21 protein-coding genes and 1 pseudogene are annotated in these 20,818 nt (G+C 63.9%); 15 read left to right on the forward strand and 7 right to left on the reverse strand.

The genetic code is table 11. The annotated features are described in order from the left end of the window. The 4 genes from IVB32_RS25995 to IVB32_RS26010 all read left to right on the forward strand — a co-directional run. The coding region (locus IVB32_RS25995; RefSeq protein WP_247411806.1) for a permease at window positions 1–1,413 on the forward strand (1,413 nt) is incomplete at its 5' end. Window positions 1,414–1,534: 121 nt separating this feature from the next. Further along, complete coding sequence (locus tag IVB32_RS26000) at window positions 1,535–2,347, forward strand: MBL fold metallo-hydrolase (protein WP_018458182.1); 813 nt, start codon at window positions 1,535–1,537, stop codon at window positions 2,345–2,347. A 62-nt stretch (window positions 2,348–2,409) separates the two neighbouring features. After that, the gene (locus IVB32_RS26005) at window positions 2,410–2,931 is read left to right on the forward strand and encodes a hypothetical protein (RefSeq protein ID WP_018458181.1); all 522 of its coding nucleotides are present in this window, start codon (window positions 2,410–2,412) and stop codon (window positions 2,929–2,931) included. Between the two features lie 116 nt (window positions 2,932–3,047). Beyond that, the gene (locus IVB32_RS26010; RefSeq protein WP_018458180.1) at window positions 3,048–4,097 is read left to right on the forward strand and encodes an amidohydrolase family protein; all 1,050 of its coding nucleotides are present in this window, start codon (window positions 3,048–3,050) and stop codon (window positions 4,095–4,097) included. 96 nt (window positions 4,098–4,193) lie between these two features. Here IVB32_RS26010 and IVB32_RS26015 read toward each other — a convergent pair whose 3' ends face one another. Further along, window positions 4,194–4,649 carry a cupin domain-containing protein gene (locus IVB32_RS26015; protein WP_018458179.1) on the reverse strand — a complete coding sequence of 152 codons (456 nt, stop codon included), beginning with the start codon at window positions 4,647–4,649 and terminating at the stop codon, window positions 4,194–4,196. Window positions 4,650–4,883: 234 nt separating this feature from the next. Here IVB32_RS26015 and IVB32_RS26020 point away from each other — a divergent pair, with 234 nt between their 5' ends. Then, window positions 4,884–5,276, forward strand: coding sequence for a hypothetical protein (locus tag IVB32_RS26020; protein WP_026233519.1), 393 nt, complete (start codon window positions 4,884–4,886; stop codon window positions 5,274–5,276). Here the strand turns inward: IVB32_RS26020 and IVB32_RS26025 are convergent, their stop codons facing one another. Beyond that, window positions 5,277–6,533 (reverse strand): aminopeptidase, encoded by a 1,257-nt coding sequence (locus IVB32_RS26025; protein WP_018458177.1) that lies wholly within the window; start codon window positions 6,531–6,533, stop codon window positions 5,277–5,279. 113 nt (window positions 6,534–6,646) lie between these two features. Continuing rightward, window positions 6,647–8,008 carry an adenylosuccinate lyase family protein gene (locus tag IVB32_RS26030; protein ID WP_018458176.1) on the reverse strand — a complete coding sequence of 454 codons (1,362 nt, stop codon included), beginning with the start codon at window positions 8,006–8,008 and terminating at the stop codon, window positions 6,647–6,649. Between the two features lie 420 nt (window positions 8,009–8,428). On the opposite strand from IVB32_RS26030, the gene IVB32_RS26035 reads away from it, so the two are divergent. Next, a complete protein-coding gene (locus IVB32_RS26035; protein ID WP_018458174.1) occupies window positions 8,429–9,988 on the forward strand; it encodes a winged helix-turn-helix domain-containing protein in 1,560 nt (519 codons plus the stop codon). 43 nt (window positions 9,989–10,031) lie between these two features. On the opposite strand, the gene IVB32_RS26040 is transcribed toward IVB32_RS26035, so the two are convergent. Together IVB32_RS26040 and mddA are read right to left on the reverse strand one after the other, a co-directional pair. Next, the gene (locus tag IVB32_RS26040) at window positions 10,032–10,454 is read right to left on the reverse strand and encodes a GFA family protein (RefSeq protein ID WP_026233518.1); all 423 of its coding nucleotides are present in this window, start codon (window positions 10,452–10,454) and stop codon (window positions 10,032–10,034) included. A gap of 229 nt (window positions 10,455–10,683) precedes the next feature. Beyond that, window positions 10,684–11,469: a methanethiol S-methyltransferase gene (mddA, locus tag IVB32_RS26045; protein WP_018458172.1), complete on the reverse strand. Its 786-nt coding sequence runs from the start codon at window positions 11,467–11,469 to the stop codon at window positions 10,684–10,686. 134 nt (window positions 11,470–11,603) lie between these two features. Here mddA and IVB32_RS26050 point away from each other — a divergent pair, with 134 nt between their 5' ends. From IVB32_RS26050 to IVB32_RS26070, 5 genes are all read left to right on the forward strand, one after another. Then, a complete protein-coding gene (locus tag IVB32_RS26050) occupies window positions 11,604–13,154 on the forward strand; it encodes a winged helix-turn-helix domain-containing tetratricopeptide repeat protein (RefSeq protein ID WP_026233517.1) in 1,551 nt (516 codons plus the stop codon). 265 nt (window positions 13,155–13,419) lie between these two features. After that, complete coding sequence (locus tag IVB32_RS26055) at window positions 13,420–14,970, forward strand: ABC transporter substrate-binding protein (RefSeq protein ID WP_026233516.1); 1,551 nt, start codon at window positions 13,420–13,422, stop codon at window positions 14,968–14,970. A gap of 91 nt (window positions 14,971–15,061) precedes the next feature. Beyond that, window positions 15,062–16,033, forward strand: a complete 972-nt coding sequence (locus IVB32_RS26060) for an ABC transporter permease (protein ID WP_018458169.1) — start codon at window positions 15,062–15,064, stop codon at window positions 16,031–16,033. Beyond that, window positions 16,030–16,869, forward strand: a complete 840-nt coding sequence (locus tag IVB32_RS26065) for an ABC transporter permease (RefSeq protein WP_018458168.1) — start codon at window positions 16,030–16,032, stop codon at window positions 16,867–16,869. Before IVB32_RS26060 ends, IVB32_RS26065 begins: the two co-directional genes overlap by 4 nt. A gap of 2 nt (window positions 16,870–16,871) precedes the next feature. Continuing rightward, window positions 16,872–18,488 (forward strand): ABC transporter ATP-binding protein, encoded by a 1,617-nt coding sequence (locus IVB32_RS26070; RefSeq protein WP_247296259.1) that lies wholly within the window; start codon window positions 16,872–16,874, stop codon window positions 18,486–18,488. 18 nt (window positions 18,489–18,506) lie between these two features. Here IVB32_RS26070 and IVB32_RS26075 read toward each other — a convergent pair whose 3' ends face one another. Continuing rightward, a complete protein-coding gene (locus IVB32_RS26075; RefSeq protein WP_083926507.1) occupies window positions 18,507–18,776 on the reverse strand; it encodes a hypothetical protein in 270 nt (89 codons plus the stop codon). Window positions 18,777–19,122: 346 nt separating this feature from the next. Here IVB32_RS26075 and IVB32_RS26080 point away from each other — a divergent pair, with 346 nt between their 5' ends. Both IVB32_RS26080 and IVB32_RS26085 read left to right on the forward strand, forming a co-directional pair. Beyond that, the gene (locus tag IVB32_RS26080) at window positions 19,123–19,287 is read left to right on the forward strand and encodes a hypothetical protein (RefSeq protein ID WP_018458166.1); all 165 of its coding nucleotides are present in this window, start codon (window positions 19,123–19,125) and stop codon (window positions 19,285–19,287) included. Continuing rightward, window positions 19,284–19,493 carry a hypothetical protein gene (locus IVB32_RS26085; RefSeq protein ID WP_007605116.1) on the forward strand — a complete coding sequence of 70 codons (210 nt, stop codon included), beginning with the start codon at window positions 19,284–19,286 and terminating at the stop codon, window positions 19,491–19,493. Before IVB32_RS26080 ends, IVB32_RS26085 begins: the two co-directional genes overlap by 4 nt. Before the next feature lie 134 nt (window positions 19,494–19,627). Here the strand turns inward: IVB32_RS26085 and IVB32_RS26090 are convergent, their stop codons facing one another. Further along, the gene (locus IVB32_RS26090; RefSeq protein WP_018458165.1) at window positions 19,628–19,918 is read right to left on the reverse strand and encodes a hypothetical protein; all 291 of its coding nucleotides are present in this window, start codon (window positions 19,916–19,918) and stop codon (window positions 19,628–19,630) included. 207 nt (window positions 19,919–20,125) lie between these two features. Between IVB32_RS26090 and IVB32_RS26095 the strand changes: the two genes are divergently transcribed. Further along, entirely contained in the window at window positions 20,126–20,446 is a 321-nt protein-coding gene (locus IVB32_RS26095; protein WP_027570057.1) for a hypothetical protein, read from the forward strand. Between the two features lie 222 nt (window positions 20,447–20,668). After that, a pseudogene (locus IVB32_RS26100) lies at window positions 20,669–20,818 on the forward strand (porin family protein); the annotation flags it as partial.

Below are 20,818 nucleotides of genomic sequence, written 5' to 3' on the forward strand. Positions count from 1 at the left end.
ATCGGCCTGCTGTTCTTCGCGGCGCTGCTGCACGTCCCGGCCTGGGCGGTGATCGGCCGCTTCGCCGACCTGCAATTGCCGCTCGACAAATCCTCGCTGATCGTGATTTCGGCGACAATTTTTCTGGCCTGGACGCTGATGCTGTCACAGGCGATCGAATCGGTGACGCGGGTGTTCTACGCACGCGCCGATCTCGACCTCATCATGTCCTCACCCGCGACGCTGGCCAATCTGTTCTCGGTGCGCATCGCCGCGATCGCGCTCGCCATCACGGTGATGGCGCTGCTGTTCTCGACACCCTTCATCGACGTGCTGGTGTTCGGGGGCGGCGCGCGCTGGCTTGCAGCGTTCGGCGTCGTCGTCGCGATGGGCCTGTCGGCCGCAGCGATCGCGATCGCCGTCACCATCCTGCTGTTCCGCCTGATCGGTCCGGCGCGGACACGGTTCGTCGCCCAGATCCTCGCCGCCATCATCGGCGCCGGCTTCGTGATCGCGCTCCAGGTGGCGGCGATCATGTCCTACGGCACGCTGTCGCGCTTCACCATCCTGACCTCGGGTAGCTTGGCCGCTTACGCGCCCGATGCCGACAGCATCTGGTGGTGGCCGGCGCGGGCGGCGATGGGGGATGCCGAAGCGCTGCTGCTGCTCCTGGCGCTCGGCCTCGTGCTGCTCGGAGGCGTCATGGCGATCTTCTCGGGCCGCTTTGCGGACACGGCGATCGATGCCGCCGCCTATGGCGCGTCCGGCCGTCGCAGCGCGAAGGAGCGCCCGTTCCGCGGCGGATCGCGGCAGCATGCCCTACGGCGCAAGGAATTTTCGCTGCTCTGGCGCGATCCCTGGCTGATCTCGCAGACGCTGATGCAGCTGCTCTATCTGGTGCCGCCGGCATTGCTGCTCTGGCGCAACTTTGCCGACAGCTCCGCGGCGCTGACGCTGATCACGCCCGTCATCGTCATGGCGGCGGGACAACTCGCCGGCGGGCTTGCCTGGCTGACGCTCTCGGGCGAGGACGCGCCCGACCTGGTTGCGACCGCGCCATTGCCGCCGTCCAGCGTCATCCGCGCCAAGATAGAGGTGGTGCTGATCGCGATCGGCGTCATCTTCTGCCCGCTGATCGCGGCGCTCGCTTTCGCCTCGGCGTTCCAGGCCGCGGTCAGCGCCGGTGCGGTCATCGTCAGTGCGGCCTCCGCCACCGCAATCCAGCTCTGGTTCCGGGTGCAAGCCCGGCGCAGCCAATTCCGCCGCCGCCAGACCTCGTCGCGGCTTGCGACCTTTGCCGAGGCGTTCTCCTCGATCGGCTGGGCTGCCAGCGCCGCGCTGGTGCTCACGCTGCCCATCGTCGGCCTCGTCAGCAGCCTGATCACCGCGAGCCTCGTCGCCCTCACCTGGAAGTTCAGCCCGCGGCGGGAGTAGTAAAGGCGCGAATCATAGGGCGGCGTGACGGTGCGACACTGACGCGCTGTTGATCGCGCGCTGTTGGCCACGCGCTGCATTGCAAGCTAGACTTTCCCCTGAAGTCATCGGGGATGAATTCATGCGACGACTGGTTTCGGCCGCTCTGGCGCTGTTCGGCGCATTCCTCTCACCTGCCATCGCCCAGCAGTCGCAGCGCAGCGAATGCTTGGCGATGGCGAATGCTGCGCCGCGCCTCATGTCGGTCGCGTTCAGGCAGGCGGCGGCTGCGCCCGAGGTCGAGATCACCTATGCCGGCCATTCCACCTATTTCATCGACACGCCCGGCGGCTTACGCATCGCCACCGACTATAGCGGGGCCTACCAGGTGGGCCGGCTGCCCGATGTCGTCACCATGAACCGGGCCCACAGCACGCACTACTCTTTATATCCCGACAAGCGCATTCCTCGTGTGCTGCATGGCTGGGGCGAGGACGGCAAGCCGGCCATCGTGTCGGAGCGCATCGGCGACACCTTCATCCGCAACGTCACGACCGACATCCGTCGCTATTTCGGCGACGATGCCGGCGCCGACATGATCCGTGACGGCAACTCCATCTTCATCTTCGAGGTGGCGGGCCTCTGCATCGGCCATCTCGGCCATCTTCACCACAAGCTCGATGACAGCCACTTCGCCCAGATCGGGCGGCTCGACATCGTGATGGTGCCGATCGACGGCACCTACACCATGTCGCTCGACGGCGTCTCCGAGATCACCAAGCGGCTGCGCGCCTCGGTGGTGCTGCCGATGCACCGCTTCGCCACCCCGCTCGACGATTTCATGCAACGCATCGGCCAGCAGTTCGAGATCGACCGGCGCATGGAACGAAGTTTCCGGATGTCCCGAGATGCGTTGCCGTCGAAGCCGACGGTGATCATCCTCGACGGGGTGTGACGCAATTTTCTCCAAGTCGGCTGCCGGCCGGTCGTGCTGATCTCCCGCAAAGGGAGATCGACATGACCGACTTTGCGAGATTATTGCACGCGGACGGACCGAACCCCCAGCACGCGGCGGCACTCCAGCTTTATGGCCGCTTCGTCGGCGATTGGGACGCCGAGATCACCGCCCATGGACCCGATGGAACGAAACACACCGCGCCCGGCGAAATCCATTTCGGCTGGGTGCTGGAGGGCCGCGCCGTGCAAGACGTCTGGATCATTCCGCGCCCGGCCGGCAGCCCGGCCTTGCCGATCGCCGGCAATTGGTACGGCACGACGCTGCGGGTCTACGATCCGACCATCGATGCCTGGCGGATTTCATGGTTCGATCCCGGCCGCTGCATATTCCGCCAGCAGATCGGCCGTCCACGCGATGCCGACATCGTGCAGGAAGGCACGACCGAAGCTGGCGACCTGACGCGCTGGAGTTTTACGGAAGTCACCGAGGATTTCTTCCACTGGCTCGGCGAGGTCAAGCCGGCCACCGCAACCGATTGGCGGCTGGTGGTCGATGTGAGGGCGAAGCGGCGCAAGGGTTGACGCCGGCGCCGCTGTACCGCGATGACGGGCGCGATTGCGCAACGCGCGTTGGTGCATGCGAGGACGAGGTGCTAGGCTCCCAAAACAAGAAGCATACATCAAGGGAGCGCACGCCGATGGCTGCAAGCGGTTTGCCCGCCAACACGAGCGGGCTATTCGTCGAGCCGCGCGAGGACTGGCTCGCGCTGCATCAGGAGGAGATCATCGATCCCTCACGGCCGATCGTCGATCCCCATCACCATCTCTGGAATCGCGGGCACCGCTATCTGATCGAGGAGATGGCGGCAGATATCGCCTCCGGCCACAACGTCATCGCCACCGTCTATGTCGATTGCCGCTCGATGTATCGCGCGCACGGGCCGGAGGCGTTCCGGCCGGTGGGCGAAGTCGAGTTCGCCAATGGCGTCGCCGCGATGAGCGCCAGCGGCGGTTACGGCAAGGCCGCGATTTGCGCCGGCATCGTCAGCCACGTCAATCTGCTGCTCGGCGATGCCGCACAACCCGTGTTGGAGGCCGAGATCGCGGCGGGCAACGGTCGCTTCCGCGGCATCCGGCATTCCTCGGCCTGGGACCAGGATCCTGCTGTCGCCGGCATGTATGCGAGCCGGCCGCAGGGATTGCTGCAGGACCCGACCTTCCGCAAGGGCTTTGCCTGCCTCGCGCCGCTCAACCTGAGCTTCGACGCTCGGCTGTTCCATCCGCAAATCGGCGAGCTGACCGAGCTCGCCCGCGCATTTCCCGACACCAGGATCGTGCTCGACCATTGCGGCGGCCCGGCCGGAATCGGCCGCTTTGCGGGGCGACGCGAGGAGGTGTTTCCGCAATGGCGCGCCTCGATCCGGGAGATCGCCAAATGCGAGAACGTGGTGGTGAAGCTCGGCGGGCTCGCGATGTGCCTGCTCGGCTACGACTTCCATTTGCGCGCGAGTCCGCCATCATCCAAGGAGCTTGCCGCGGCGTGGCGGCCTTACATCGAAACCTGCATCGAGGCGTTTGGACCCGAGCGCGCGATGTTCGAGAGCAACTTCCCGCCGGACAAGGGCCAGTGCAGCTACCAGGTGATCTTCAACACGTTCAAGCGTATCGCGGCGCCCCTGAGCGAGACCGAGAAGACGGCGTTGTTCTCGCAGACCGCGAGCAATTTCTACCGGCTCGATTTGCCTTAAAGGGATTGGCACCATGACGAGAACAGGGGCCGGGATGTTGATCCCGGCCCCTGTTCCGTCGTGACCGCTGGGAAGCGTCCTTGAACTGTTTGAACTCTAATTTGCGCCCATCAGCGAGGCCGGACGGCGCTCGCCGGTGGCGACGAAGATCTTCTTGAGCTTGTTGACGACGCGGATCAGGAAGCCGATCATCACGGGATTGGTCTTGCGGCAGAAGGCGATCTTCTTGACGTGGCCTTCGACATGCCATTTGGCATGCGCGCCGTCGCGGAAGAAGATGACGTCGCCCGGGCCGTAGCGCTTCGGCGGCATGCCGTCGCTTTCGAGCACGATCGATCCTTCCATGATCATGATCGTCTCGTCGATATCGTAGTACCAGTTGAAGCGCCCTTCGGTGCAGGCCCAGATGATGGTCGAAGCGGTGCCGTCGGCGCTGGTGGACAGGATGTGCGAGCGCGACACCGGATTGCCTTCGATAATCCAGGACGGCTCGATCGGCCGCAGCTCGAGATCTACATTGCAATGACTGATTTCAATCAATGTGCGCGACATCTGTTTCCTCGGGGGATAAAATATGACCTGCCCGGATCTCGGCCCGGATTGTTCAAAGATGGCGGGAACGCTAGTAGCCGATTTTTAATTCTTTCTTACGCAGGGCCCGACAATCAGCCGCAAGTTGCAGACGCGAAACGGTTAACGTCGCAATTTCCCTGCAATTTCGAGCACATGAACCCTTCTTTTCCGGGGTGCGACAAAGTGCGCGAAGCATCTGAAGGAGCCATGCCGATGCCCCTCACCCCGGAGGTTCTCAAAGCTCATGGCGAGGTCGTCGCCTGGCTCGGCAGCCTCGATGTCTCCTTCGCAACCGAAGAGGAGCCCTGGTTCACCGTTGACGGCATCGAAAGCCCCGGGCAGATCGGCGGTGACCTCCATGAGATGCTTCGGGCGGCGGATGCGCTCGAGGCGACACTCGACGACGAGGACGACGTCAACGAGGCCCCCGAGCAAATCCGCAGGGGCCTCGACCTGCCCGAGGCGAATGATCCGGTCGGTGCGCTCTACGATGCGGTGGCGGCCTCCGACGCCGTCGTGCGGGCCACCGACGGCAGCCCGTTCACGACGTTGTTCAACCGCTTCAGCATCGACAACAGCCCGATGCTGCGCAACCCGGCTGCGTAGTTACTTCGCCCATTCGCCCTTGCGAAACACCGGCACTTTGCTGCCGTCGGCGAGAATGCCGTCGATGTCGGTCTCGGCCGAGCCGATCATCCAGTCGATATGGATCAGGCTCTGGTTGCCGCCTTGCGCGGCGATCTGCTGCGGCGTGAGCTGCGCGCCGTTGACGAAGCACTTCGAGTAGCACTGGCCAAGCGCGATGTGCGAGGCAGCGTTCTCGTCGAACAGCGTGTTGTAGAACAACAGTCCGCTCTGCGAGATCGGCGAGGAATGCGGCACCAGGGCCACCTCGCCGAGACGGCGCGCGCCCTCGTCGGTATCGAGCACCTTGTTCAGTACCTCCTCGCCGCGCGAAGCCTTCGCATCGACGATCCTGCCGTCCTCGAAACGCACCGCGATCTTGTCGATCAGCGTGCCCTGGTAGGACAGCGGCTTCGAGCTCACGACATGGCCGTAGACGCGCCGGCAATGCGGCGTGGTGAAGACCTCTTCGGTCGGGATATTGGCGTTGCAGCTGATGCCGTTCTTGGAGAGCGAAGCGCCGCCTTCCCATTCATGGCCGTCGGCGAGCCCGATGGTGAGGTCAGTGCCCGGTCCCGAGTACTGGAGCGCGCGGAAACGCTGGCCGTTGAGCCAGTTGGTGCGCTCGCGCAGCACCGCATTGTGGCTCGCCCAATTGGCCGGCGCGTCGTCGCGATCGACGCGGGACGCCGCGAAGATCGCGTCCGCGAGCTTGCCGATCGCGACCTCTTCAGGATCGTTCGGAAAGACTTGCTTTGCCCAGGATGGGCTTGGATACGCAATGATGTTCCAGTTGGTATCGAAATTGACGATCTTTTCCAGCGCCGGCTGATAGGCCATGGAATTGGCCTTGCTGGCGCGCGCGACCTTGGAAGCATCTTCGCCCGACAGCAGCATCGGATTGTCGCCGACGATGGCGAGACGGGCGGTGTTGTTGGAGAACGCCTTGGCCATGCCCTCGTAGAGCCAGTTGGCGGCGCGATCGAAGCTGTCGTCGTGGCCGTGGCGGTAGCGCGCCAGCGTCATCTCTTCGTCGGAGAGAATGGGCGTCACGATGCCGGCGCCGGCCTTGTAGGCATGCACGGCAATCCGCCGCACCAGCGGCAACGCGATCGCAGGTGCCGTCAAGAGCAGATCCTGGCCCGGCCGCAAGCCCAGGCCCACCTTCACCGCCACCTCGGCCAGCCGGTCGAGCTTCACGGGATCGATGGGAGTGGAGGTGATGCGTTGATCAGTCATGCCGGGTCCTCTGCCGAACGTCTCTTGCTCAATTTAAGTCTAGCATCGCGAGACACAAGTGCGCGAGTGCCTTGCGACACCCCAAAGATACGCAGTTTCGCGCATTTTGGTTTTCAACGCGTTGCCGATTTCAGCACCCGGTCGACCATGGCGGGAGCAAGGCCGAGGTAATTTTTCGGTGATGTCAGCGCCTCGATCGTGGCACGGTCGATTCTGACAGAGACGCGGGCGTCGGAAGACAGCGCGTCCGCCAGCGTAAGACCTTTCTCATTGGCGAGCCGGCAGGCATCATAGACCACGTCATGGGCCTCCTGCCGTCCGATCTGCGGCGCAAGCCCCATCATGACGGCTTCGGCCACGATCAGACCGCGGCTGACGGCGAGATTCTCGTTCATCTTGCTTTCATCCACGATGAGGCCGGCGAGCGCGAATTTCGCCTGGTGCAACGCGCCGGCGGTCAGCACGAAGCTCTCGGGGATCGCCATCCATTCGGCGTGCCAGGGCCCGGTGGCGCGCTCGAAATCCTGCACCATGGCATCCAGCATGAGGCCGGCATGCTGGCGCACCGCCTTGGACGCCGCGAGCATGAGTTCCGAGGAGATCGGGTTGCGCTTCTGCGGCATGGTCGAGGAAGCGCCGCGTCCCTTGACAAAGGGCTCATAGACCTCGGCGAATTCGGTCGAGGCCATGATCATGATGTCGAGCGCGATCTTGCCGAGCGAGCCGGTGACCAGCGCCAGGAAATTCACGGCCTCGGCAAAACCGTCGCGTGCGACGTGCCAGGTCGAAGCGGGGACGCCGAGCCTCAGTTCGGCGCAGAGCGCTTCCTGCACCTCGAACCCCTTGTCGCCGAGCGAGGCCAGCGTGCCGGCGGCACCGGCGAACTGACCGACCAGGACGCGCGGCTTCAACTCACTGATCCGCTCGGCGTGGCGGTCGAACATCGCGAGCCAGATCGCGGTCTTGTAGCCGAAGGTGACCGGCAGCGCCTGCTGGAGATGGGTGCGGCCCGCCATCGGCGTGTCGCGGTAGCGCCTCGATAGATCGGCGAGGATCTTGCGCAAGCCCGCGATGTCCCGTTCGACGATCTCAAGCCCTGCGCGCAGTTGCAACACCACGGCGGTGTCCATGATGTCCTGCGTGGTCGCACCCCAATGCACATAGCGGCCGGCATCGCCGCATTGCTTCACCATCTGATGCACCAGCGGCAGGATCGGATAGCCGACGACATCGGTCTCCTGCCGCAACAGGTCGAAATCCAGCGCGGCAACATCGGTCCGCGCGGCGATCTGATCGGCCGCGTCCTGCGGAATCACTCCGCATCTCGCTTCCGCCTTCGCCAGTGCCACCTCGACCTCGGCATAGCGCGCGACCGTCGCGATATCGGAAAACACCTCCCGCACCTGCGGCGTGCCGAAGGCATCGCGGAACAGCATGGAATCGAGCACGGTGGTCGAGGCATGAAAAGCGGGCATGGGCGTTTCTTCGTGGTTGGTGTTTTGTGTGAGGGCAGCTTACGCACACGGAACTGTTCGGCAATGGACATTCACTATTCGTCACACATTCGATGCCGTCGCGAAGGCCAGGACAACGTCGGCAGCTGCCGCACGCCATTGCCTCAACACCGTCATTGCGAGGAGCCCTTGCGACGAAGCAATCCACGCTGGCTCCGCGGCGGCAGGCTGGATTGCTCGCAACGACGTGAGGAAATCGCGACAATCCGGCCGAAACGGCTTTATTCTAATCCAGGTTGCATTCCTCCCCGTAAACTGCATGCCTGCCATCACGCGATCGTGGTGAACCGGGCAGGCCCCTCGGCGGACTCACAGACATCAGCCGAAATCCGTTTTGCTTTCATTATTGCCCGATGTTGCCTTGAGGTCTGAGTTTTCGACGTGCAGTTTCTGTTCCGGGATCACCTGCTCGATACCGACTTGCGCGAGCTGAGCCGCGAGCAGGTTCCCGTTGCCGTGGAGCCACAGGTCTTCGATCTCGTCGTCCACCTCATGGAGAACCGCGATCGGGTGGTCAGCAAGGACGAGCTGATCGACAAGATCTGGCACGGGCGCAGCGTCTCCGAATCCACGCTGACCAGCCGGATCAATGCGGCACGCAAGGCGGTCGGAGACAGCGGCGCGAGCCAGGCGCTGATCCGCACCATCTCACGCAAGGGTTTTCGTTTCGTCGGCGACGTCGAAACCAAGCGTGGGGCAACCGCGCCGGAATCCGATTTCGAAGCGAAGCTTCTACGGGCCCCGCTGCCGCTACCGGACCGCCCCGCGATCGCGGTGCTGCCCTTCACCAACATGAGCGGCGACCGCGAGCAGGATTATTTCTCGGACGGAATCAGCGAGGACATCATCACCGCGCTGTCGAAGCTGCGCTGGTTCTTCGTCATCGCGCGCAACTCCTCCTTCGTCTACAAGGGCCGCGCGGTGCACATGAACGAGGTCGCGCGCGAGCTCGGCGTGCGCTACGTGCTCGAAGGCAGCGTGCGGCGGAGCGGCGATCGCGTGCGTATCTCCGCGCAGCTCAACGACGTCTCGACCGGCAGCCATCTCTGGGCCGAACGCTACGACCGCGAGCTTGCCGACATCTTCGCGGTGCAGGACGAGATCACCGAGGCGATCGTCGCCGCGATCGAGCCGCAGCTCTATACCGCCGAGAGTTTTCGCGCCCAGCAGAAGCCGCCGGGAAGCCTGGATGCCTGGGACCTTGTGATGCGCGCATTGTCGCATTACTGGCGCATCACCCGCGAGGACAATGCCGCCGCGCAAGGACTGCTCGAAGAGGCCGTCGCGCTCGATCCCGCCTATGGCAAGGCACTCGGCCTGCTCGCAACCAGCCACATCTTCGGCGCGCATATGGGCTGGTCCGACATGGCCCCGACCGTGCCGGTCGCCGAGCGCGCCGCGCTCGCGGCGGTGGAGGCCGATCGCGAAGATGCCTGGGCTCATCATGGTCTGGCGTATGCTTATCTATTCCGCCGCCGCTTCGACGACGCGCTGGCGGAGTTCGAACTGGCGCTGAACCTCAATCCGAACTTTGCGATGGCGCACGCCTTCTATGGCGTGACGCTGTGCTACGCGGGACGATGGCAGAACGGCGATGTCGCGGCGCGCCGCGCGCTGCGGCTGAGCCCGCGCGACCCGCTCGCAGCAATCTATTGCGGCGTCGCGGCCTATGCCCGGTTCATCGGCCGCGATTACGAAGGCGCCGCACAGATGGCGCGCGAGTCGATGCGGCAGCGCGCCGATTTCGTCGGCGCGCATCGCGTGCTGACGGCCGCCGCCGGTATGTCAGGGGATTCCGCGCGCGCGGCTTCCGCCTTGGAAGGCTTGCGCCGCGCCCAGCCCGGCATCTCGCTGGCCTGGATCACACGCGAGCTGCCGATGCTGCGGGACGAGGATCGCGAGCATTATCTCGAGGGATTGCGGCGCGCGGGGATGAGGTAGCTAATTTCTCGTCTCCCGCTTGCGGGAGAGGAGAAGGGCGCCGCTACTCCTGCATCATCTCGCCGCTGCCGCCGAATTCGGCCGGGAAATCCTTGAGCTTGGGCAGTCCGTCGCGCATTGGCAGCACCGTCTCGGCGTAATTGACGTGGACGCCTGGTGCAAACGCGAGGGTGGGGATGGTGGCAGTGAAGACGTCGATCAGGCCGAGCGGCGGATGGTTGGTCATGAGATGACCGCCGCACTTCTTGCAATATTTGCGCTGGCTGAGCGGCGTCTTCGCAAAGGTCTCGACATTCTCTGCACCTTCGCTGATGCGCACGGCTTCGGGCTTCCACAGGCTGAAGGCGTTCACCGGACCGCCCGACCACGAGCGGCACGAGCTGCAATGGCAATAGCCCATCGCCTCCGGTGCACCTGTGACCTCGATCGTGACTGCGCCACAGAAGCAGTTTCCAACATGTTTCATTAGGTCGTCTCCGTTGATGATGGTTTAGATTCCTCCCCCCGCTCCTGTTTGCCGAGAACTCGGCAAAAACGAATGCGGGGTCGCGACGAGCTTTGCTCGCACTGATAGCGTCGGGGTGAGGGGGATTCACCCCGAGAAACGTTGAAGGTTGCGTCCGGCACGATCCGTTACGCGCCTCGGCGCCGCCGCGCATCCTCCTTTCGGCGGACGCGACGGAACGACGCGCAAGCTATACCGACTTGCGCCAGGGAATAAGCATCGACACCCGTTGTTTGTACTGCCGGTACTCGTCGCCGAAGAGATCGACGAGGTCGTGCTCCTCCAGCGCGATGCCGACGAAGATGTAGGCCGTGGTCACGGCGGCGAACAGCAGATGGCCCGCGGTCATGACCGGCGCCGCCCAGAACGCGATGATGAAGCCGAGATAGATCGGATGACGGACAAACTTGTAGAGCAGCGGCGTCTTGAATCGCGGCGGCGACGCCTCCTTGCCGACGAGATGATTGGTCACCTGATGCAAGCCGAACAGCTCGAAGTGATTGATGATGAAGGTCGAGGTGAACACCAGGACCCAGCCCGCCAGCGACAGCGTGACGATCGTCACAGCGATATCCGGATTCGCGACGTCCCATATGACCGTGGGCAGCGGACGCCACTGCCAGAACAGGAGGAGCAATGACAGGCTCGCAAACAGCACATAGGTGCTGCGCTCGACCGGCTTGGGGACGTACTGCGTCCACCAGGCCTTGAATTGCCGGCGCGCCATTACGCTGTGCTGGACCGCAAACAGGGCCATCAGGAGCAGATTGATGATGATGGCCTCGGCCACGGGCGTGTCGGTCCCGGTATCGATGGTCTTCGGCACCACCAGCCCCATGACGAAACCGATGGCGTAGAGAATGGTGATGAAAAACACGAGATACGCCGCAATTCCGTACAGAAAGGCGATGAACTTGAAAATGCGTGAGCCCGCAACCGGGCCGATAGGATGAACCTGATGATCAATTTGGGTCATAAACAGCTCCGTTGTGCCAAAACGCCGGCACTTCATTGGTCGCTGCACCATGCCGCACCGGAGGTCCCAAGACTTTCGCGGACGGTTGATTTTCGCCTGAGACGACTTTGATTTTTGCTTGAGACGACAAAAACGTGCGATTTTGCTTTGAAAACAACGTGCTCGACGGCGACCTGCGGGAACTCACTTGCAGCGGAGCCGCTGTGCCGTTGCAGCCGCAGGTGTTCGATCTCCTGCTCTATCTGGTGGCGCAGCGCACGCGTGTGGTCAGCAAGGATGACCTGATCAGCCAGATCTGGAGCGATCGGATCATCTCGGATTCCGCCCTGAACAGCCGGATCAACGCCGCCCGCAAGGCGCTCGGCGACGATGGCGCAAGCCAGCGGCTGATCAAGACCATTCCGCGCAAGGGTTTTCGTTTCGTCGGCGAAGTCCGGGAAGAAGTGGCAGCCACGACTGCGCCCGCGCAGCCCGTCGCTGCCCTGCCGCGCGTCCTGACGGACCGTCCGGCGGTCGCGGTGCTCGCTTTCGAGAACATGAGCGGCGATCCCGCACAGGACTATTTCGGCGACGGCATCAGCGAGGACATCCTCACCGCGCTGTCGAAGCAGCGCTGGTTCATGGTGATCGCCCGCAACTCGTCCTTTACCTACAAGGGACGCGCGGTCCACATCCGGCAGATTGCCGAGGAACTGGGCGTCCGCTACGTCGTCGAAGGCAGCGTGCGCAAGTCGGACAACCGGGTGCGCATCACCGCGCAGCTCAACGACGCCACGACGGGCAGCCATCTCTGGGCCGAGCGCTACGACCGCGAGCTGGTCGACGTGTTCGCCGTGCAGGACGAGATCACGAATGCGATCGCTGCGGCGATCGAGCCGCAGATCCATGCGGCGGAAAGTTTTCGCGCCCATCGCAAGCCCCCCGCGAGCCTGGATGCCTGGGATCTCCTGATGCGGGCGCTGTCGCATTACTGGCGCGTGACGCGGCGGGATCACGAGACCGCACGGGCGCTGCTAGAACGCGCGGTGGGGATCGACCCGAACTACGGCCAGGCGCTGTCGGTGCTCGCGGCGAACCACATGTTCGGCGTGCATCTCGGCTGGGCCGAGCTTGCCATGGTGGCGCCAGCGGCGGAAGCCGCCGCGCTCGCCGCGGTGCGCTGCGACCATGAGGATGCCTGGGCGCACGCCGCGCTCGGCAGCGTCTACTTCTCGACGCGAAGACTTGCCGACGCACTGTCCGAGTTCGAGCAGGCGCTCGCACTCAATCCGAACTTCTCGCTGGCGCAGGGCTATTACGCACTGGCGCTGTCCTATGCCGGGCGGCCGAAGGATTCATTCGAGGCAGCGCAGAGGGCAATGCGGCTGTCGCCGCGCGATCCATCCCTGGCGATCTATCACGGCATCGCCGGCTATGCCCGCTTCACCGAGCGGCGCTATGCCGAGGCCATCGCGCTCGCGCGCGAGGCAATCCGTCATCGCGGCGACCTTACCGGCGCCTACCGCGTGCTCGCGGTTTCTGCCGGCATGACCGGAGACGGCGTGCTTGGGGAGATGGCGCTGGGCGAGCTCCGCCGCACCCAGCCCAACATCTCGCTGCACTGGATTTCGACGCAATTGCCATGGGCCAATGAGGCCGACCGCGAGCACTATCTGGAAGGATTCCGGCGGGCGGGCTTGCGCTAGACGATCCTCACGCCGGGTCCGCGTCGCGCTTGCGGCGCAGATGGACGGATCGCGCGGCGCTGCGGCGCCGGATTGGCTGCCAAACGCCATAACAGGACGCGCTGTACATTTTTTGTGCGAACACTGTCGAGACTTTCATCTTGCGGCGCCGAACGAGACTGTGTGAGCCTCGATCCCGGATGGGGACTGGGATGGGCCGGCCATAGCTTTGCGCGCCATGACGTGCGAAGCGTTTGCGGCTGGTCTCGCTTGAGAAAGATACGACATGTCAAAACGAGTGTTGCTTGGTGTCCTCCTGGCTTGCGGTCTCGCGGCCCCGGCGCTGGCGCAAGACCCGAAAGCGGGTGGAGCGATCAATGCCGTGATTCAGCCCGAGCCGCCCGGCCTGATGCTGGCGATGGTCCAGAACGGCCCGGTGCAGATGGTGTCGGGCAACATTTTCGAAGGCCTGCTTCGCTACAGCCCCAAGCTCGAACCGCAGGCCGAGCTCGCCGAGAGCTGGAGTGTCAGCGAGGACGCAAAAACCTACACATTCAAGCTCAGGAAGGGCGTGACCTGGCATGACGGCAAGCCCTTCACCGCCGCCGACGTGCTGTTCTCGCTCGAGATGCTGAAACAGACCCACGCGCGTGCCCGCAACAATCTGGCGCAGGTCGACAAGGTCGAGGCTCCCGACGACTACACGGTGGTGTTCACGCTGAAGCAGCCGTTCGGCCCGTTCCTGGGCATCTTCGAGGTCGGCTCAATGCCGATGGTACCCAAGCATCTTTATGAAGGCACCGACTGGAAGACCAATCCCTACAATAACGCCCCTGTCGGCACCGGCCCCTTCATGTTCAAGGAATGGCAGAAGGGCTCTTTCATCCGCCTGGTCAAGAACCCGAACTATTACGAGAAGGGCAAGCCCTATCTCGACGAGATCTACTGGCAGATCATTCCCGATGCCGCGGCGCGCTCGGTGGCGTATGAGACCGGCAAGGTCGACGTGCTGCCCGGCGGCTCGGTCGAGAATTTCGACGTGCCCCGGCTCTCCAAGCTGAAGGACACCTGCGTCACCGGCGCCGGCTGGGAGTTCTTCTCGCCGCTGGCCTGGCTGTGGCTCAACAACCGGCAGGGTCCGCTCGCCGACAAGCGGGTGCGGCAGGCGGTCATGTTTGCGATCGACCGCGAGTTCGCCAAGGACGTGATCTGGAACGGGCTCGGCAAGGTCGCAACCGGCCCGTCGGCCTCGACCATCAAATACTACACCGACGACGTGCCGAAGTACCCTTACGATCCCGCCAAGGCCAAGGCGCTGCTGAAGGAAGCCGGCTACAAGGGCGAGAAGATCCGCCTTCTGCCGCTCGCCTATGGCGAGACCTGGCAGCGCTGGGGTGAAGCCGTGAAGCAGAACCTCCAGGACGTCGGCATGAACATCGAGACCATCGCCACCGACGTCGCCGGCGGCAACCAGAAGATCGGCGACTGGGACTACGACATCGCCTTCACCTACCTCTACCAGTACGGCGACCCCGCGCTCGGCGTCGGCCGCAATTACGTCTCCAGCGCGATTGCCAAGGGCCAGGTGTTCAACAACGTCGAGGGTTACTCCAACGCTGAGATCGACAAGCTGTTCGCCGAGGGCGCGGTGGCAACGCCGGACTCCAAGCGCAAGGAGATCTACGAGAAGGCGCAGAAGATCCTGGTCGAGGACGTGCCGGTGGCCTGGATGCTCGAGCTGCAATTCCCGACCATCATGCGCTGCAAGGTCAAGAACCTGATCACCACCGGGATCGGAGTCAACGACGGCTTCAAGGATGCATGGCTCGACAAGTGAGGGCTACCTCCGTCACCTCTCCCCGCTTGCGGGGAGAGGTGGGCGCTCCGTCTCTGTCGCTCCAGGTCACACCACCGATATGATCCTCTAGATGCTCTCCTTTGTCGCTCAGCGTGTCGCGAAGGGCGTGATCGTCCTGCTTGCGATCGTCGTCCTCAATTTCTTCCTGATCCGGCTCGCGCCCGGCGATCCCGCCGTCGTGATGGCGGGCGAGGCCGGCGCCAGCGACCAGATCTTCGTCCAGCAGCTCAGGGAGAAGTTCGGCCTGGACAAGCCGCTGCCCGAGCAGCTCTTCATCTACGTCAAGGGCATCGTGACCCTCGACCTCGGCTTCTCCTTCCGCCAGCAGGCGCCGGTCGCGAAGCTGATCGGCGAGCGGCTGCCGGCGACATTGCTGCTGACGCTGACGGCCTTCGCGATCTCGCTCGTGCTCGGCATTCTCTTCGGCACCTTCGCCGCGCGCTTTGCCGGAACCTTTCTCGACACCGCGATCACCGTCTTTGCGCTGATCTTTTACGCCATGCCGATCTTCTGGGTGGCGCTCATGAGCATCCTGCTGTTCTCGGTCACCATGGATTGGCTGCCGAGCTTCGGCTACGAGACGGTCGGCGCCAACCTTTCCGGCCCTGCCCATGTGGTCGACGTCGCAAGGCACCTGATTATGCCGGCGATGACGCTCGGCCTGTTTTTTATGGCGACGTATACGCGCATGACGCGAGCCTCGATGCTCGAAGTGAAGCGTCTCGACTTCGTCAAGACCGCGCGCGCCAAAGGCCTGTCCGACGCCGTGATCCAGCGTCGCCACGTCCTGCGCAACGCGCTACTGCCCGTCGTGACGCTCGCCGGAGTCCACTCCGGCACCCTGATCGGCGGCGCCGTCATCACCGAGACCGTGTTCGCCTGGCCCGGCATCGGACGCCTGATGTACGACGCCCTGCTCCAGCGCGACTACAATCTGCTGCTCGGGGTCTTCGTGATCTGCTCCGCCATTGTCCTGATCTTCAACCTCATCACCGACCTGGTCTATCGCCTGGTCGACCCGCGCATCGAATTCTCCATATGAAACAGTTCTGGAAATCGATGTTGAGGAGCCCGAGCGGCGTCATCGGGCTCATCATCCTGCTCCTTGCGATCTCAGTCGCCTTGTTCGGTCCGATGCTGTTCCCGAACTCGCCCTGGCGCATGGTGCAGCGGCCGTTCCTGCCGCCGTTCACGCTCGCGACCGTGCCGCTCGGCACCGATGCACTCGGCCGCGACGTGTTCGCCGGCATGATCTTCGGCGCACGCGTCTCGCTGCTCGTCGGCATGGTCTCCACCCTGGTTGCGCTGGTCGTCGGCGTTCCGATCGGCGCCATGGCCGGCTATTTCGGCGGCAGGGTCGACGACGCCCTGATGCGTTTCACCGAGTTCTTCCAAACCATTCCGAGCTTTGCGCTCGCGATCGTCCTGGTCGCGATCCTGCAGCCCTCGATCTATTCGATCGTCGCCTCGATCGCGCTGGTAAGCTGGCCGCCGGTCGCGCGCCTCGTCCGCGGCGAGGTGCTGTCGTTGCGCACGCGGGAGTACGTCCAGGCCGCGGTGGTCACGGGCCAGAGCAACACCTGGATCATCCTGCGCGAAATCCTGCCGAACACGCTGTCGCCGGTGATCGTGCTGGCTTCGCTGATGGTGGCGACCGCGATCCTGCTGGAATCCTCGCTGGCGTTCCTCGGCCTCGGCGATCCCAATCTGATCTCCTGGGGCTACATGGTCGGTGCCGGCCGCACCGTGATCCGCCAGGCCTGGTGGATCACCGTGTTTCCCGGCGTCGCGATCCTGATCTCGGTGCTCGGGCTCAATTTGATCGGCGAAGGCCTCAACGACGCGCTCAATCCGCGGCTGTCGCGGGAGGGCCGCTGATCATGACCGCACCGCCCGCCGTCTCCGTCAAGAATCTGCGGATCGCATTGCCCAAGGGCGCCGAGCGTCCCTTCGCGGTCGACGGCATCTCGCTCGATTTGCGGCCCGGCAAGATCGTTTGCGTGGTCGGCGAATCCGGCTCCGGCAAGTCGATGTGCGCGCATGCGCTGATGGGCCTGTTGCCGGACACGGTCACCGTCACCTCCGGCGAGATCCAGTTCGAAGGACGCGACCTGCTCAAACTCGACGACGAATGCTGGCGCGATCTGCGCGGCCGCCGGCTTGCGATGATCTTTCAGGAACCGATGACCGCGCTCAATCCGTTGATGCGGATCGGCGACCAGATGGCGGAGATGTTCGAGGCGCACGGGCTGCTCACGCCGAGGGAGCGGCGCGCAAAGGCGCTATCGCTGGCGCGCGAAGTCGGCCTCCCCGACCCCGAGCGCATCGTGCGCGCCTATCCGCACCAGCTCTCCGGCGGCCAGCGCCAGCGCGCCATGATCGCGATGGCGCTCGCGCTCGAACCGGCGGTGCTGGTCGCGGACGAGCCGACCACCGCGCTCGACGTCACCACGCAAGCGCAGATCCTGAAACTGATCCGCAACCTCCAGCGCAATCGCAACATGGCGGTGATGTTCATCACCCATGATTTCGGCGTGGTCGCCGACATCGCCGACCAAGTCGTGGTGTTGCGCCATGGCAAGGTGGTCGAGGAAGGCCCCGCCTCGGCGGTCTTCAACGCGCCGCAACACGACTACACCAAGGCGCTGCTCGCCGCCGTGCCCTCGATGGACCCACCCGCCCGCAGCCCCCTGGACGACCAGGCCAAGGCGGTCGAGGTGATCGGACTGGACAAGACCTACGTCACCTCCGGCGGCTGGTTTCGCGAGGACCGCCGCGTCGATGCCGCGCGCGGGGTTAATTTCAACATCCTCAAAGGCGAGACGCTCGGCCTGGTCGGCGAATCCGGTTCTGGCAAATCGTCGGTGGCCCGCCTTGTGATGCGGCTGATCGAGGCCGACCGCGGCACCGTGCGGATCGGCGAGACCGATCTCACAAAGCTCGCGGGCAAGGCGCTACGCGCCGAGCGCCCTCGCATCCAGATGATCTTCCAGGATCCGTTCGCTTCGCTCAATCCGCGCCGCAAGGTCGGTCATATCATCGCCGACGGCCCGATCGCGGCCGGCACCGATCCGAAAGTGGCGTTCGACCGCGCCCGCGATCTCCTCAAGATGGTCGGGCTCGATGCCGGCGCGCTCGAACGCTATCCGCATGAATTCTCCGGCGGCCAGCGCCAGCGCATCGGCATTGCGCGCGCGCTCGCGCTCGAGCCCGAGATCATCGTCGCGGACGAGGCCGTCTCCGCGCTCGACGTCTCCGTGCAGGCGCAGGTCCTAAGGCTGCTCGAAGACCTCAAGGCCCGCCTCGGCCTCTCGATGCTGTTAATCACCCACGACCTGCGAGTCGCAGCGCAAATCTGTGACCGCATCGCCGTGATGCAGCGCGGCGTCATCGTCGAGTTGAAGCCGACCGCGCAGCTGTTCGCCGCGCCCGAGCATGCCTATACACGCGAATTGCTCGCAGCAGTCCCGGGGCAGAGAGAGCGCGCGCCGGCGTAAGTCAGCCGACCGCGGTTTCTACTTCGTTCGAGGATTCGTGTTGTTCCAGGTGGGGACTGAGTTTGTTACGCCGACGGAGGGCTGGTTGGACGTTCCGATCGACGGCGCCGTCACGGTCCCGACGGTCTGCCCGGAACTTCCGATGGTCCCTTGCTGCACCGGCGCTCCGGTGCGTCCGCTCGTGCTGCCTGGTGTACCCGTCCCCGATGTTTGTGCGTTTACAGCAAGTGGCGCGGCGGCCAATCCGAGAGCAATAAGTGCAGCAATGGTGCGTTTTGTTCTTGTCATGGCTGATCCTTTCGGGCGCGGTCTCTCAATCGCAATGCCGTTCGTCGAGGCGCCCGTGCACTGACTGACCTTACAACTCCACGCGCGAGAAAATGTGCCGCAGTGCCATCATCCCGTGGGCTCAACTCTTCATCACGATGCTACGAAGCGGTCCCCGCCGAACGGATGCGCCGTGCCATCGGCGCATCGCTGAAGGTACCCCGTTCCACCTCAGGAACGGAATAGTCACGGGCTTTTTATCCCTCGTGGCCGCCCGCATGGCTGCAAAGCCGAAGCCGGCACCCCACATCCGCATGAAATGATTTCCATCATGTGATGGTGGATTGAAGATCTAATTGGAGCCGACATGGGCCAGATTATTCAGTTTGTCTCGAAATCCGAGCGCGAGCGCATTCGCCTCATCCAGGAAGCGCGCGCGATCTACGACAGCATCTTCCCGCCGACTGATCCGATGAGCGAGAGATCAGGCGGAGCCGCCGCACGTCGCAGCGACGGGGGCAACCTCGCGTGATCAAAATCATCGCCGTGCTCTGCAACCTCGCCTCTCCGGCGAACTGTCATGAGCAGACCGTCACCACATCCGACTTCGCCGACGTCTCGATGCAATCTTGCCTGATGGGCGCGCCGCAACTCGCCGAATGGATGAACCAGCATCCGGCCGAGCGCCTCGCCGGGTGGCGCTGCGTGATCGGCCAACAGGCCGGGCGGGGAATTTAGGATCGGACGGGCTCTCCCTGAACGATCCGCAATGTCTGGTCCACCGCCATGATCATTGCTGGTCGCACTTTATCATCTTCTTTGGCCTTGCGACCGTCACAGGTGACCGGCATTGGCTCGCCAGACAGGCGCGCCTACCTGACCGGCGGGTTGGTGTTGCTCCAGGTCGGGACTGCGTTGGTCACGCCGACCGACGGCCAGTTATACGTACCGACCGACGGCGCCGTGACCGTCCCGACCGACTGTCCGCTCGACCCGTAGGCTCTGGGCTGTGCTGCCAACGATCCGGCGCTCCCATAGCTCGGAGCCACCACGCCGGTGCTGTAAGCTCGGCTTGACCGGTGCTTCTTGGCCTCAGCCGCGATCGGCGCGGCAAGCAACCCGACGGTGACTAGGGCGGCAATGGCGGGTTTGATGCTTGTCATGGCTGATCCCTTCATTCGCTGTGGGCCCCTTGCCATCTGTTCATTCAGCCGCGGATTTCCATAGGCAGCCGTTCATAACTCCGTGCGCGGGCGGAGGCGCCGGGGAGCGGTCGCACGACTAGCACGCCCGCTCGCGTGCCTCGCCTTCGGATGGACCCGAATCAGCGCTAGTGCATTCACCTCATCGACTTCGCGTATTGAGGCGACATGACCGGTCCCGAACTGAAGCAACTCCGCAACGATCTCTCGGAGGTCCTCGAGCGCAAGCTCACCGCGGCCGACATGGCCCGGCTTTGCGGATTGCCGGAGAAGGGCGGCGCCGACACCATCCGGCGCTGGGAAGTGAGCGGCCCGACACCGTCGGCGACCAAGGTGCTGCGCGTGCTCGCGATGGCGAGCGAGCGCTATCCGATCCTGGAGAAGTTCGACGTCTTCGATCGTCATGACGTGCGCGAGGAAGACCGGCCCGCAAAGCGCGCTGCATTCCGCGAACAGATGCGCGATGAGGCGCGGCGCCGTCTTGGTTAATGAGATGCGCGCGCAAGTTACCCTGATAACGCCGAGTTAAGCTTTCCTTCAGCACTTCTTAAGCCGACATTAAGCACAAAAATCATTTACAGCCCAATAAGTTACGTTGGCTGCCGCTGTGCCATGGATGTGACAGCATTTTCGTCAAAAGCGAGCTATCTGCAAACCAACGACGGCGCGGAAAGCGCGACTGCCGGGGACTTAAGTGTTGGAGTTTGGACTATGAAGAAGATTCTGTTTGCGACCGTTGCGCTGCTCGTGGTGGGCGCTGCCGCACCGGCGGTCGGTGCCGATCTCGGTAACCGCAACTATTATAAGGCGCCCGCGCCCGCCTATGCCGCCCCGATTTACAACTGGACCGGCTTCTATATC

It is taken from the genome of Bradyrhizobium sp. 23 (genome assembly GCF_023073295.1).
Lineage (GTDB): Bacteria > Pseudomonadota > Alphaproteobacteria > Rhizobiales > Xanthobacteraceae > Bradyrhizobium > Bradyrhizobium canariense_D.